Raw genomic sequence first — 13,747 nt, forward strand, 5'->3', positions numbered from 1 at the left:
GAATTCTTTTTCAAAAATTGGTTTATTTATTAACCATATAATCAATGAACTGATTCAATTAATTTAACAGTTATGGAATCAAATTTTGGATTTTTATCCCCCGAATAAATGGTATATGTCTTATTATTTTTTACAAACCAATAATGAACAGAATTGGATTTATTTAAATTAGATTTATAAACTAATGTTTTTCCTACAGTAAAGTTTGAAATTTTAACAGTTTTGTTATTTTTTTCAGATTGGTTAATATATGAATTAACATGTTTTTTTATATTTTTATCATCATATTCCCTAATGTAAATATTCTTTTTCCCATCTGTCAGATTGACCATCTTCTTTTTAGAATCCCCAACATGGTATCCATCAGGGACTTTAAATTTTGCATCACCAACTTTAAATTCACTTCCCTGATTCATGAAACTAGTGAAAACGAAAAAGCCAACGACTAATAGTATTATAATACCTATTATTACAATCCATTTTTCATCCATTATGCTCCTCCAATGTTTTTTAATTAATATATATTTATAAAAATCTTATAAATATATAACTAAGAGTTGATTTTCAAAATCTTGTTCTTGATTTTCATTTCAAATTAAATTTCTGTAGAAATTCATTTAAAAAACCATGTTTTTTATTTAAATAGTTTTTTACCGGGATTTTCGACATAGTTCTCGTAATTTCTTCATCACCACAATCCATACAGTTCTCCTGAATAGACCCAACAGGCAAAATTAATTAGGGAAAATCAGGAATATTATGCAGAATAATGACAAACTGCATATTCCGGTCTAGGAGTATATGCCGAAGGAGGATTCAAAATATTGCTTGAATCACACAATTTCAGAGGAATAAAAACAAAAGGAGTAACAAAATGAAAATACACAAACAGACCAACAACAAAGCTTTAAAAAAATATTAAAAGAAATAAAGAAAGAAAAGAAAAACAACACATAAAAATGAGCATATTTGACAAATGTACACAATTAAAAATATGAAATATAGATTTCAAAAATGAAAATTAAAAAAAATCAAAGGAGACAATAGCAGACACACAACCATCAAAATAATAAAAAGTTGATAAAATTAAATTAATGTTTTATCAATAATCCATACGAATTGTTCAACGAATAATTAATATAAACAAATATGCAAAATAAAAATAAAAATTAATATTGGCTAATGTAGATTAAGTCAATATTTTTCAATCATTTCTTTCATGTAACAGATTAAATCATCTTTTGACTCTTCATCATCCATGGCAAATTCTATTGATGTTTTTAACCATTCGAAACGATTACCTATATCATAGGTTTTACCTTCAAAGGTATTTCCATAAATTGCATCCAGTTTTGACAGTGCATCGGTTAATTGGATTTCTCCACCAACACCAGGTTCAGTTTCTTCAATTTTATCAAAGATATCTGGTGTCAGGACATAGCGTCCCATAATTGCAAGGTTGGATGGTGCCTGGTGTGTTAATGGCTTTTCAACAAGTTTTTCAATTTTATAAATGTCTTTTTCAACTTCTATACCTTTAATGATTCCATATCTTTCCACTTTTTCTTTTGGAACTTCCTCAAGAGAAATTGCAGATGCACCATATTTTTCATAAACGTCAATTAACTGTTTGGTGCATGGTTTGGGACCCTTGGTAATTGAGTCGCCTAAAAGCACTGCAAAAGGTTCATCGCCGATATGTTTTTTGGCACAGTTAATGGCATCTCCAAGGCCTTTTTGTTCCTTTTGTCTTACATAACATATGTCTGCCAGATCAGTGATTTTTCTAACTTGCTTTAAGTATTTGTCTTTACCTGCTCTTTGAAGCATCTGTTCAAGTTCAAAAGATTTGTCAAAGTGGTCTTCTATGGAACGTTTATTTCTTCCTGTGACTATTAAAATATCATCAATTCCTGAATTGACTGCCTCTTCAATAACATATTGAATTGTGGGTTTATCATAAACTGGCAACATTTCCTTAGGCTGTGCTTTGGTAGCTGGAAGAAATCTTGTGCCGAATCCTGCTGCTGGAATTACTGCTTTCATATTATCCTCTGTTAATTTGATTTTTTGATAATAAATGGAGAACCAAAAAATGTATGATGAATAAAATGGTTCTCCATAAAAACATATGAATCTAATCAATAAAAAAATTTTTCTCAAAATTAACAACCAATTTGGTAAAGTTCAAAGCCTTCATCTTCAATTCTTTTTGGATAGATGTTTCTTCCATCAAAAATAATTTTTTGTTTTAATCTTTTGGCCAGTTCATCCAAATCAAGGCTTCTGAATTCTTTCCATTCCGTTATTAAAATTAAAGCGTTTGAATCATCCAAAACATCATATTTAGATTTGACATATTCAATATCATCAGAAGATACAACTGCTTTAAAAGTTTCAACTGCTTTTGGATCATATGCCTTTACTTTAGCCCCACGTTTAATTAACTCAGAAATAATTGTAATTGATGGAGCAGATCTGACATCATCAGTTTGTGGTTTAAATGAAAGACCCCAGACACCAAAAGTTAGGTTACTTAAATCATCCCCGAATCTCTTTGTAATTTTATTGACAATAATCATTTTTTGATTTTCATTAACTTCATCAACCATTGATAAAATGCTTGGAATATAACCATTTTCGATAGAGGTATTTATTAAGCCTTTAACGTCTTTTGGAAAGCATGACCCGCCATATCCGCAACCAGCATAAATGAATTTATAACCTATTCTTTTATCTGATCCAATTCCTAATCGAACACTTTGAACATTTGCTCCAGTCTTTTCACAGATGTTTGCAATTTCATTCATGAATGAAATTTTAGTTGCAAGCATTGCATTAGCAACATATTTTGTCATTTCAGCACTTTTAACATCCATAAATATGAATCGGTCATGATTAGAAACAAATGGTTCATATAGTTCCTTTAATAATTCTGCTGATTTTTCATCTTCAGTTCCGATAATTACTCTGTCCGGATGTAGACAATCTTCAATTGCTACACCTTCCTTTAAAAATTCAGGATTTGATGCGATTTGTATATTAACATCAGTATTTTGATTTATGATTTCTTTAATTTTAAAACCAGTTCCCACAGGAACTGTTGATTTAGTAACAATCAATGATTTTTTTGTAATATTATGGGCGATTTGTTCTGCAACTGTGAAAACATAATTCAAATTTACACTACCCCCTTCGGCTTCAGGAGTTCCAACAGCAATAAAAATAATATTTGAATCATCTAAAGCTTCTCTTAAATCCGTTGTGAAAAATAGATTATTTTTAGCCTGATTATCAATAACCATCGTAGCCAAGTGAGGTTCATAAATTGGAATAATTCCTTTTTTTAAATTGTTAATTTTATTTTCATCTATATCAACACAATATACTTTATTTCCCATTTCCGCAAAACAAGTTCCGGTTACAAGTCCGACATAACCGGTTCCAATAACAGTCAAATTCATATAAATATTTTTGTGTTTAAATTATAAATAATTAATTGAAAGTTAATTCATGTGTATTGGTAGTTTCACTTTTTTAAGATATAAAAAGTATTTTAAAAAGTGAAAAAGAGATAATTTAGTCATTTGCTAAATTATCGAAATATCCTTGGATGAATATAACTGGAGTTCCTTTATCTCCGGAACCGCTTGTTAAATCGCATAGAGAACCGATTAAATCGGTCAATACTCTTGGGGTTGTTCCTTCGGTAATCATTTGTCCAGTTAAGTCTTTATCTTTGGTTCTGATTTCTTCTTTGATAGCTTCTTTTAATTCATCACCTTTTAAATCGGCGAATTTGTTATCAGAAACATATTTTAATTTGATTTCGTTTGGAGTTCCTATTAACCCGCCAGTATGTGCTGGTGATACAACAGGGTCAGCCAGTTCCCAGATTTTTCCAACAGGATCTTTGAATGCACCGTCACCGTAAACCATTACTTCAACCTGTTTGCCAGTTAGGTCAATTAATCTTTTTTGAACTTCTCTGACTAGTTCGTCTCCTGTTTTTGGGAAGAGTTTTAATTTTTCTTCTGTTGCTTTGTTGGATCCGAGTAATCCGTAGTCTGGATTGAATCCTGAATCTCCAATTGGTTCGGTTAGGACTTGATGTAATCCGTATACGTTTGCTCCAAGGTCTTTGAGTAATTTTACGGTTTTTTCTCTTGTGTGGATGTCACAGGTTAAAATATCTTTGTTGTATTCGAGAATTGTTTTTATGTCGTTGGATAATACGAATTCGACTTCACAGTCTTCGCTTTCGATTAGTTCTCTGTAGAAATCAATCATGTTAATGCCTGTGAATGGGTGAATCCATGTTCCGAATGTTTCTTTGTATTCGTCTTCGGATATTACGCTTCCTAAATGGAATTCACTTTTGTCTAATACTTCTTCATCTAAAATACCGTTTCCTACTTCGTCTGCAGGGAAAGATGTTAATAATGTAATTTTGTCCATTCCTCTTGCAATTCCTTTTAGATGATTGAAAATCTGTTTCTACTTAAAATAGGATTTACAACTCCTATGTTTTTGGATGGAAATTTGTTTTGAATATCATTTGCAACATCGTCAACGGTTACGTAATTTCCTTCTGAAATTCCTACAACCGCTTCGGTAATTGCAACAATATCTTTGTCCCTGAATTCAAATTCTTCGCTTTCTTTTGCAGCCATAACTGAATCTACAACAATAGTGGCCAAATCATCATTTTCTTTAATAATAGGTGTCCTTATACCACGTACTACAGTACCAACACATCTCATATTAATACTTCCTTGTTATCATGAATAGTTTATCGGAATATATTTTCCAACAACCTATTAATTTTATATACTTTTAATTATTTAAGATTTGTCTAGGTATTTATTGTTGGTGAAAATAAAAAAAGGTTGAAACTTAAATTAAGTTTCAATTGCTTATTCTTTGATATATTTTTTTAAATCATCGACTTTGTCGGTTTTCTCCCAAGGAAGACAGTCAATACCGAAGTGACCATATTTTGCAGTTTCTTTATAACCAGCATATCTTAAGTTAAGAGTTTCGATGATTCCATCAGGAGTTAATTTGAAGTTTTCACGTACGATTTCATCCATTGAAATGTCACCAGTATCTGCTCCAGTTCCAAAGGTATCAACCATTACAGATGTTGGTTCGGCCACTCCAATTGCATAAGACAATTGAATTTCACATTTTTCAGCGAGTCCGCTCGCTACGATGTTTTTTGCGATGTATCTTGCCATGTAGCATGCACTTCTGTCCACTTTGGTACAGTCTTTACCGGAAAATGCTCCCCCACCATGTCTTGCATAACCCCCATATGTGTCTACGATGATTTTACGACCAGTTAATCCTGCATCACCATGAGGTCCGCCGATTTCGAATTTACCTGTTGGATTAATATGTTCTTTAGTGTTTTCAGTCATTAATTCTTGTGGAATAACTGCTTTAAAGAGTTTTTCACGAATGTCAGCTTTTAATTGTTCTTGATTGTCAGACATTGTCTCATCATGTTGTGTTGATAAAACAACAGCATCTAAAGAGATGACGTTTCCGTCTTTATCATAGTTTACGGATACTTGTGCTTTACCGTCAGGTCTTAAGTATGGAATTTCTCCACTTTCTCTAAGTTCAGTTAATTTGTTTGTTAATTTACGTGCTAAGTCAATTGGATATGGCATTAATGAATCTGTTTCATTGGTTGCAAATCCAAACATCATTCCTTGATCTCCTGCACCAGTTTCGCCTTCTTCCCTGTCTACTCCCTGATTAATGTCTGGAGATTGTGCATGTAGTCTGTTTACAACTTCGCATTTATGTCCGTCAAATTTTAAATCAGGATTATCATAGCCAATTTCGATGATTGTGTCCCTTATTATCTTTTCAATTTCTTCATCAGAGATATTTGCTGTTGAGGTTATTTCACCGAATACCATACAGAAGTCTGTTGTTACGCAAGTTTCACATGCAACATGTGAATTTTTATCCTGTTCCATGTATGCATCCAATATTGCATCAGATATTATATCTGCAACTTTATCGGGATGTCCTTGGGTTACGGATTCTGATGTGAATGTTCTATATATTTCGCTCATTTAGTTCACCATTTTTTATGTTCCTTCTTGCCAGTTTGCCATGTAAGCTTTTTGTTTTTCGGTTAATGAGTCGATTTCAATACCCATTGCGTCGAGTTTTAAGCTTGCTACGTTGTAGTCGATTTCGTCAGGTGCTTTGGTTACTCCGACAGGCAAATCGTTTTCAAGAATGTGTTTGGCAGATAATGCCTGTACTGCAAAACTCATGTCCATGATTTCAGCAGGGTGTCCTTGGCCTCTTGCAGCAGATAAGTTTACTAATCTTCCGTCAGCTAATAAGTAGATTTTTCTTCCGTCTTTGGTTGTGAATTCTTCGATACTTTCTCTTACTTCTTTTACTTCGGTTGAGATTGCTTCGAGGTCTGGTCTGTTGATTTCTACGTTGAAGTGTCCGGAGTTTGCAAGCATACATCCGTCTTTCATGTATTTGAAGTCATCTCCGCAGATAATGTCTGCGTTTCCGGTTACGGTTATGATTAAGTCAGTTTGTTTTACTGCTTCTCTGATGGTCATTACTCTGTATCCGTCCATTCTTGCTTCAAGAGCTCTGATTGGATCGACTTCTGTTACGATAACATCTGCACCGAGACCTGCTGCTCTAAGTGCTAGTCCTCTCCCACACCATCCGTATCCGCATACTGCTACGGTTTTTCCTGCGATTACCATGTTGGTGGTTCCCATTATTGCGTCGAAACTGGATTGTCCGGTTCCGTAACGGTTATCAAATAAGTATTTTGTATAAGCATCATTAACAGCAATGACAGGGAATTTTAATGCTCCGTCTGCGTGCATTGCCTGTAATCTGTGTACACCAGTTGTGGTTTCTTCACATGCTCCTTTGATGTGGCTCAATAATTCGGTTCTTTCGTTGTGAAGTACCATAATCATATCTGCTCCGTCATCGATGATTATGTCCGGTTTGTGGTCGAGTACCATGTTAATGGTTTGGTAGTATTCTTCGTCGTCCTGTTCTCTCCAGCCATAAACGTTTAAACCTAAATCAGCTGCTCCAGCTACTGCATCATCGTGAGTGGATAATGGGTTACATCCAGTCATTGCAACTTCAGCTCCACCAGCCATTAATGTTAAACCTAAATTAATGGTTTTAGGTTCTAAATGTAAACATGATCCGATAGTAATTCCTTTGAAAGGTTGAGTTTCCAAATATTCTTCCTTAATGGTTTCCAAAACAGGCATGTGTTTTTGAACCCATTCAATTTTTCTAACTCCTTCTGGAGCTAACGACATATCATTTACTTTACTCATAATATCACACGATAAAAATTTAAATATTTATCTAAATTAGATAAAATTCTTTTAATTAATAATATTAATAATTAACTCTAATATATTTTTAGTAACTAAACATGATATTAAGGGGGAATTAATTTTTTAAAAGAAATTTACTAGTAATATTAAAAATAGTAATTAATATTTTTTAATCAATTCTTTCATGTGATCCATCAAATCATCATTTGATTCTTAGTCATCTATTGAAAATTCTATTGATGTTTTTAACCATTCAAAACCATTACCTGCATCATAGGTTTTACCTTCAAAAGTATTTCCATAACCGTATTCAGTTTTGACAATGCATTAGTTAATTGGATTTTTCCACCAACACCCAGCCCAGTTTCTTCAATTTTATCAAATATATCTGATGTTGGGACATATCGTCCCATAATTGCAAAATTGTAGGGTGCCTGATGTGTTAATAGCTTTTCAACGAGTTTTTACATTTTAAAAAAATTTCAAAACATAAAGTTTTAATAGTGTTGTAAAATATATTAACATTAAAAAATTTTTTCAAGGGTTTTGTCAATAATTTAGTTTTTTAATAATTTAGTTTTTTTGTTAATTTTTAGAGTAATTCTCTTTTATTTTCTATTTTTGAGTGTTGTGGTGCTTTATTTTTGTTTGTTTTTTTTGTTGATTTTAATCGTAATTTTTATTAGATTTGAAGTTCAAAAATTAAATTTGAACTTCCATTCTTTGGATTTATGTGTTTCGATTCAAAAATGGTTGTTATGATACGGCGTACAGTCTGTCTTGATGATAGATTATTGGGTTCCTTTTTGCATTTCAGTACTCAATATGCTGTGTCTTTGAGATTAATTAGTCTTGTAAGGTTGTAAATGGTGTTTCTTAGTTGGATCTCGTTGTTTACTGCATTATCTGTAGTTCCGATTAATTTCAAAACTCCATTATCACCTTTCAAAAAACCATTAATACCTTCACTTCTTGAGAAACGAGATTTATAATGGAGATTATGTCTTTTATCCAAGAATTTTTCAGTCATTTCAAAATTAAGGTCTATAGATTGGATTACTAAGGTTTTATTTTTGCAGTTTTCAATATTTGAGCATCCTTCACAGGAATGTGTTTCAAAGAAATACCTTTTTGTCTTACAATTGTCCGGAAGACTATCATCTTTATGTGGTTTCCTATGTTTTATTGTTTTAACTTCTATTTTTTTCATAAAACGGCCGTTTGGACAGATATATCCGTTTTTAACTCTTTCAAAATCTTTTTTTTGAAGATTTTTTTCTTTTTTCTTCAAGACCATTTTTACGCCTTAATTTATTGTTATGATCTTCAGATAACTTTTTAGGCATTACTAATGCATTTATTTTATTTTTAAATAAGTAATGGAGGTTTTCTGTACTGAAATAACCTGAATCAGCGATTAAAATATATCCTCGAAGTCTTCGTCGTATTTCTTTATAGTTCCTTCTTTCTCCAAATTCTTTTTGCATTTCAATAAATAGTTTAATGGTTTTTTAATGTCTTTTAAAACATATTTTATTGTTTTCCGGCCATTTGATTCTGAAAAGAGCATTCCAGTTAATATTATGTGATTTTCTGTCATGATTTCTTGCAGATTAAAAGCATAATCGTAAATGCCTCTTTTTGTTTTCATCCAACAAGTGGTTGGAAATGTAATTGAAACATTATCGACATCCCTTTCATTCATAATATTAAGATAAATATCCTTTTTTTCGTAAATACGAGTATTATAAATTTTTATTCTTTTTAAGACCAAATTAATTGTTTTACACAGTTCTTCATCATCTTTATGAATTTCTAATTTTTCTTTTAATCCATTGATTGTGCGATTAACTGATTGTGGTGTGTTTTCATGCAATAATCCCCATTTATTGACTTGAATAGTGTATTAACTTCTTTTTTTGTTATTTTGTAGTATCTGGAAGCTCGCACAAGCATATCAGTTCCATCAACAAATAATTTAACAAAATCTAAGAAGTGTAAATCATTTAACAAGACGAATGTGGCCACGAAAACTTTTTTAATTACTTTTGCATCACTTTTATTTAAAAAATTAGCGAAAGAATTGCGTGATGGCTTTAATCCACATGTTGCAATTAAAAGAAAACGATTTTTCTTACATTCATCTTCCATTTTCGCATAATTGGAAATATCAATGCTAAAACAGTACAAAACTACTATTAAAAGTAGTGTTCGAGGATATGCCTGTCATCCACGTTTAGATTCAAATTCTAAATCTAATTGATGCATTAAATTTTGAATCACATCAGACAATGCAAAATCAACAATCGTTAACAGCATTTTGGACAATCCTCCTCACATTTTAGCTTTTTTAATATACTTCCATCATTATACTCTTCTAATTGTATAACGGACATTGCAAATCAAATATTATCAAATATGTTCAATTTCTACAAGGTTTCAATATTTCTAAAATTTCACTTAAAACTCATTGAAATCTATTAAAATTTCAATTAAATAGTAAAATTTTTCCTTAATAATTATATAAATAATTATTATATAATATTATGTAATTTAAAGTATTTATAATTTATTATATTTAATTTTAAGTAATATTAAACTAAATTAAAGTTATTAAAAGAATATGAATTTATTAAATAAAATTTGAAGAATTTTTAGTTAAAAAATTTGTTAAAATTGATCTGATTGGAACAGGGAGTAATCCTGCAAAAAACACTAAAAAATGTCAAAAATATGAATTCATCAAAATTAAAAATAAGGCCAAAATATTGATAAAAAATAAAATGAAGAAAAAATTAGTATATAAATTTCAAAAATAAGAAAAATTAATTAAAAATGGATTTAATGACAATGCCCTCAAAAATAATCTAAATTTTAATAAGGAATTTAATACCTTATAATCCTATTAAAATTATCATTTTCAAAATCCTCCATTATTTTACAAATTGCTCTTGAGATATTATACTCAATAAGAGTATTGTCTTTGCCTAATTCAATAGCTTTTGCAAAAGCCACTAATTCATATCTTATTCCTTCACCATCAAGTTGATAAAAATATTTTTTAGTATCTTCTAATTTCTCAAATCTTAATTCAAAATAATCTGTTTTCCACCAAGGTGATGGAACATATGCATAACCTTTTGTTCCTGAAATAATCAATTCACCCTCCGATTTAACACCATTACCTACTTTAATTGAAGCAACAGAGTTTTTATATTGGAAATCTATTTTGGTGAATAAATCATAATGAAAATCATCATCAGATACTAATGAGTTAATAGTTTTATTATTATAATCAACCCCAAAAATCTGAAAGATAGGTAAGAGAGCTATTGGACCCCATGAACCAATACTATTTCTAGAATATTCATCATGTTCTCTTAAACTAGTGCAAGTAACATCTATAGAATAAATATCACCAATATTTCTACCTTTAATTAGAAGCAATAATCTATTATATGCAGTAGAATAAGCTGTTTTTATAGATTCCATTAAAATTAAATTATTTTTATTAGCCAAATTTTTTAATTCAATAAATTCTTGTTCATTTAATGTTAGTGGAGATTCGCACAAAACATGTTTTCCTTGATTTAAAGCCCGTTTTATTTGAGAATAATGTTTTTTAATGTGAGAAACAATAAAAACTGCATCACAATTATTCAATAGTGTTTCATAACTATCCGATAAAATCAAATTATTATTTTTATAAAATTTTTTCTCATCATCCTTTTCAACATATATTGAACTGATTTCAATACCATTAACATGTTTAGATTCATCAAAAAATTTTTTTAAAACACTACCATAACCAACCAAACCTAATTTCACATTTCTCTTTTTAGATCTTAAATCTGAACTAGAAATCCCCTCAGTTCTTTCTAAATAGATTACATCACAGTATTCCCTTAAATAATCAAAGTGTCCAACCCAGTCAGAACCCACTGTAAAAATATCTACATCCATTCTTTTAATATCATCAATTTTTTGACCTTCATATTCCTCAATAATAATTTCATCGGCAAGACCAGTTGTTCTAACAGATTCAATTCTTTCCATTAATGATTGTTTTACATTGATTTTACCACGTTGCTTGTCAAAATCATCTGCAGTAACGCCAACAATAAGATAATCACCCAATTCTTTTGCTCGTTCTAAAAGTCTTTGATGACCATAGTGAAACAAATCATATGTTCCATATGTAATAACTTTTTTCATTTTAAAACACACCTTCATTATGCAAATCATATAATGCTTTAATTAATTTATCATTGTCCTGAATTGATAAATTACCAATATGGCCCACCCTAAACATTTTATTAGACAAATATCCTCCATTTGGATTTACCCATATTCCATAATCAAATTTTAATTTATCAACAATAGTTGAAGCATTATTACAAAATACTGCTGTGACCGAGTTTGAAAGAGATTCTGTATTAATTTCCATTGGCAAATTTTTTATTTTTTCCCTAAAATCTTTTGCTAAATTACTTACTCGGTTAATTTCGGCTTCAACACCCCCATGAAATTTTATTTCTTTTAATCTTGCATTGATTTGTAGTAATATTCCAACAGCAGGAGTAAATGGTGTTTGTCCCCTTTCACCATCCTTTAACAATTCTTTTAAATTAAAATACATAGATTTTACATGATTATCATCAATTCTTTTTAATGCATCCTGGCTTAAAACAATTATAGATATTCCTGGCGGACAAGCTAATGCTTTTTGAGATCCAGTAATAACTACATCAACATTATGGGCAGACATATTTAGAGGATTGCATAAAAAGGAACTGATGGCATCAACAACAAGAAAAAGATTATTATCCCTGCAAAATTTAGATATTAAATCTATATCATAATATACACCAGAACTCGTCTCACAAATATTAACTAAAAATCCCGTGAACCCTTTATTAGAATAAGAATCTAATATTTCTTTAGTAATATTGCATCCAAAATCAAGTTTAATTTCATCATAAGACACATCATGAATTTGACATAATTCAACGAATCTTTGACCAAAACCACCGCCATTAACAATTAAAACTTTATCAGAATTATTAAAAACATTCATAACCGTAGCCTCCATGGCTGCAGTTCCCGAACCCGTGATAAATATTGCCCTTGAATTTTCATCCGCATAAACAAATTCTTTCATTAATTCTTCATTTTCCAACATTATCTGCGAAAATTCTTCATTTCTAAAATAAGGAGTTTGTTCACCACCAACTTTTAGAACTTCCCCACTACTCATTACAGGTCCAACGCTAAAATTTAACATCAAAAACACCCCAACAAATCATAAATATATTATTTAATTAATTTTGCCCAAATTCCAATTTCTTCGAAGCCTATACTATGGTGCATATTTTTTGCAGAAGGAATATAATAATAAGAAAATATTTCTTTTCCTTCTGATTTTAGTTCATTGCATAATGAGGATAAAGTTATTTTAGAAAAACCATGTCCACGATAAGGAATGGAGGTTATTACACCACCAAGAATAGCTAATTCTGGAAGTTCAGCATAAGTTCCAGCATGAGTAATAATTTCATTTGTGGAATTATCGCGTAATACAAAATTACGACCAAAATTTTCAACTTTTCTACTATAATACTGTTCATATAATGAATCAAAACCATAAGGCTTTCCAATATTCTCATCTGAAACTACTAATTCTACAATTTCATGAATTTCATCTAAAGAAGCAGAATAAGGTTCATTACTTAATAAATCAATGCTTTTTGTTAAGTGACCCACAAATCCTAATTCTTCAGTAAATTCAGGCAAATATTCTTTGATGCGGTTAATCACTTCATTCATACCAAAAATTACATCGGAATTTCTTTGTAATATAAATTCAGAAATTTCATTAGCAACTAAATTATAGTTCTTACTGAAAAGTTGAATACCTTTATAATACTCACTTATAATACAACAAATTTCACCATTTTTATTATATTGTATCCAAACATTAAAATTTTCATTAGTAAACCCATATTTTTTCAAATCGATGTATATATACAAACATTTACCATAATCATTACCAATATATTCTAAAATAGTATCCATATCTTTTCCATCAGCTTTAATAATCATCATATTCACCGAAATATGAGTTTATTTATATGATTTATATTATATAAAAATAGAGTATTAATAATACTTTCAAAAACTTTGTTAATTTTTAATCAAGTTTTTTATTATAATTTAAAGTTAATTTACACAATATATTAGTTTTAAAGGGCATTGTCAATAAATCTATTTTTTCTTAATTTTTATTGTTTTTAAATTTTAACTACATATTTTTTCTTTATTTTATGTTTTTTCAATTATTAATCGTTATTTTTTATTTTTAACGAATTCTTATTTTTGACATTTTT

General features: G+C 30.0%; 15 protein-coding genes. All 15 read right to left on the bottom strand.

All coding sequences use genetic code 11. From position 1 onward, the window contains the following. Nucleotides 1-41 precede the first annotated feature (41 nt). Nucleotides 42-491 carry a hypothetical protein gene (locus tag ACKI44_RS02550; protein WP_407421256.1) on the bottom strand — a complete coding sequence of 150 codons (450 nt, stop codon included), beginning with the start codon at nt 489-491 and terminating at the stop codon, nt 42-44. A 703-nt stretch (nt 492-1,194) separates the two neighbouring features. Continuing rightward, nucleotides 1,195-2,046 (bottom strand): UTP--glucose-1-phosphate uridylyltransferase GalU, encoded by an 852-nt coding sequence (gene galU / locus ACKI44_RS02555; RefSeq protein ID WP_407421258.1) that lies wholly within the window; start codon nt 2,044-2,046, stop codon nt 1,195-1,197. Nucleotides 2,047-2,165: 119 nt separating this feature from the next. Continuing rightward, nucleotides 2,166-3,464 carry a UDP-glucose dehydrogenase family protein gene (locus ACKI44_RS02560; protein ID WP_407421260.1) on the bottom strand — a complete coding sequence of 433 codons (1,299 nt, stop codon included), beginning with the start codon at nt 3,462-3,464 and terminating at the stop codon, nt 2,166-2,168. Nucleotides 3,465-3,579: 115 nt separating this feature from the next. After that, entirely contained in the window at nt 3,580-4,458 is an 879-nt protein-coding gene (locus tag ACKI44_RS02565) for a coenzyme F420-0:L-glutamate ligase (RefSeq protein WP_407421262.1), read from the bottom strand. Nucleotides 4,459-4,475: 17 nt separating this feature from the next. Further along, complete coding sequence (locus ACKI44_RS02570) at nt 4,476-4,763, bottom strand: coenzyme F420-0:L-glutamate ligase (RefSeq protein ID WP_407421264.1); 288 nt, start codon at nt 4,761-4,763, stop codon at nt 4,476-4,478. 153 nt (nt 4,764-4,916) lie between these two features. Next, nucleotides 4,917-6,092, bottom strand: a complete 1,176-nt coding sequence (gene metK / locus ACKI44_RS02575; protein WP_407421266.1) for a methionine adenosyltransferase — start codon at nt 6,090-6,092, stop codon at nt 4,917-4,919. A 15-nt stretch (nt 6,093-6,107) separates the two neighbouring features. Next, nucleotides 6,108-7,358, bottom strand: coding sequence for an adenosylhomocysteinase (locus tag ACKI44_RS02580; protein WP_407421268.1), 1,251 nt, complete (start codon nt 7,356-7,358; stop codon nt 6,108-6,110). A 248-nt stretch (nt 7,359-7,606) separates the two neighbouring features. Then, nucleotides 7,607-7,774, bottom strand: a complete 168-nt coding sequence (locus tag ACKI44_RS02585) for a hypothetical protein (RefSeq protein ID WP_407421270.1) — start codon at nt 7,772-7,774, stop codon at nt 7,607-7,609. A 407-nt stretch (nt 7,775-8,181) separates the two neighbouring features. Next, a complete protein-coding gene (locus ACKI44_RS02590) occupies nt 8,182-8,658 on the bottom strand; it encodes a transposase (protein WP_407421272.1) in 477 nt (158 codons plus the stop codon). Continuing rightward, on the bottom strand, nt 8,612-8,848 hold the full coding sequence (locus tag ACKI44_RS02595; RefSeq protein WP_407421274.1) for a transposase: 237 nt from the start codon (nt 8,846-8,848) through the stop codon (nt 8,612-8,614). Before ACKI44_RS02595 ends, ACKI44_RS02590 begins: the two co-directional genes overlap by 47 nt. Then, nucleotides 8,779-9,237 carry a hypothetical protein gene (locus tag ACKI44_RS02600; RefSeq protein ID WP_407421276.1) on the bottom strand — a complete coding sequence of 153 codons (459 nt, stop codon included), beginning with the start codon at nt 9,235-9,237 and terminating at the stop codon, nt 8,779-8,781. The genes ACKI44_RS02595 and ACKI44_RS02600 overlap by 70 nt, the downstream gene beginning before the upstream one ends. After that, the gene (locus ACKI44_RS02605; protein WP_407421278.1) at nt 9,189-9,551 is read right to left on the bottom strand and encodes a hypothetical protein; all 363 of its coding nucleotides are present in this window, start codon (nt 9,549-9,551) and stop codon (nt 9,189-9,191) included. The genes ACKI44_RS02600 and ACKI44_RS02605 overlap by 49 nt, the downstream gene beginning before the upstream one ends. A gap of 696 nt (nt 9,552-10,247) precedes the next feature. Then, entirely contained in the window at nt 10,248-11,576 is a 1,329-nt protein-coding gene (locus tag ACKI44_RS02610; protein WP_407421280.1) for a Gfo/Idh/MocA family oxidoreductase, read from the bottom strand. Between the two features lies 1 nt (nt 11,577). Further along, nucleotides 11,578-12,645, bottom strand: coding sequence for a pyridoxal-phosphate-dependent aminotransferase family protein (locus tag ACKI44_RS02615; protein ID WP_407421282.1), 1,068 nt, complete (start codon nt 12,643-12,645; stop codon nt 11,578-11,580). A gap of 29 nt (nt 12,646-12,674) precedes the next feature. Beyond that, nucleotides 12,675-13,463: a GNAT family N-acetyltransferase gene (locus ACKI44_RS02620; protein WP_407421284.1), complete on the bottom strand. Its 789-nt coding sequence runs from the start codon at nt 13,461-13,463 to the stop codon at nt 12,675-12,677. Nucleotides 13,464-13,747 lie beyond the last annotated feature (284 nt).

This window comes from Methanobrevibacter sp. (assembly GCF_045646205.1).
Taxonomy (GTDB): domain Archaea; phylum Methanobacteriota; class Methanobacteria; order Methanobacteriales; family Methanobacteriaceae; genus Methanocatella.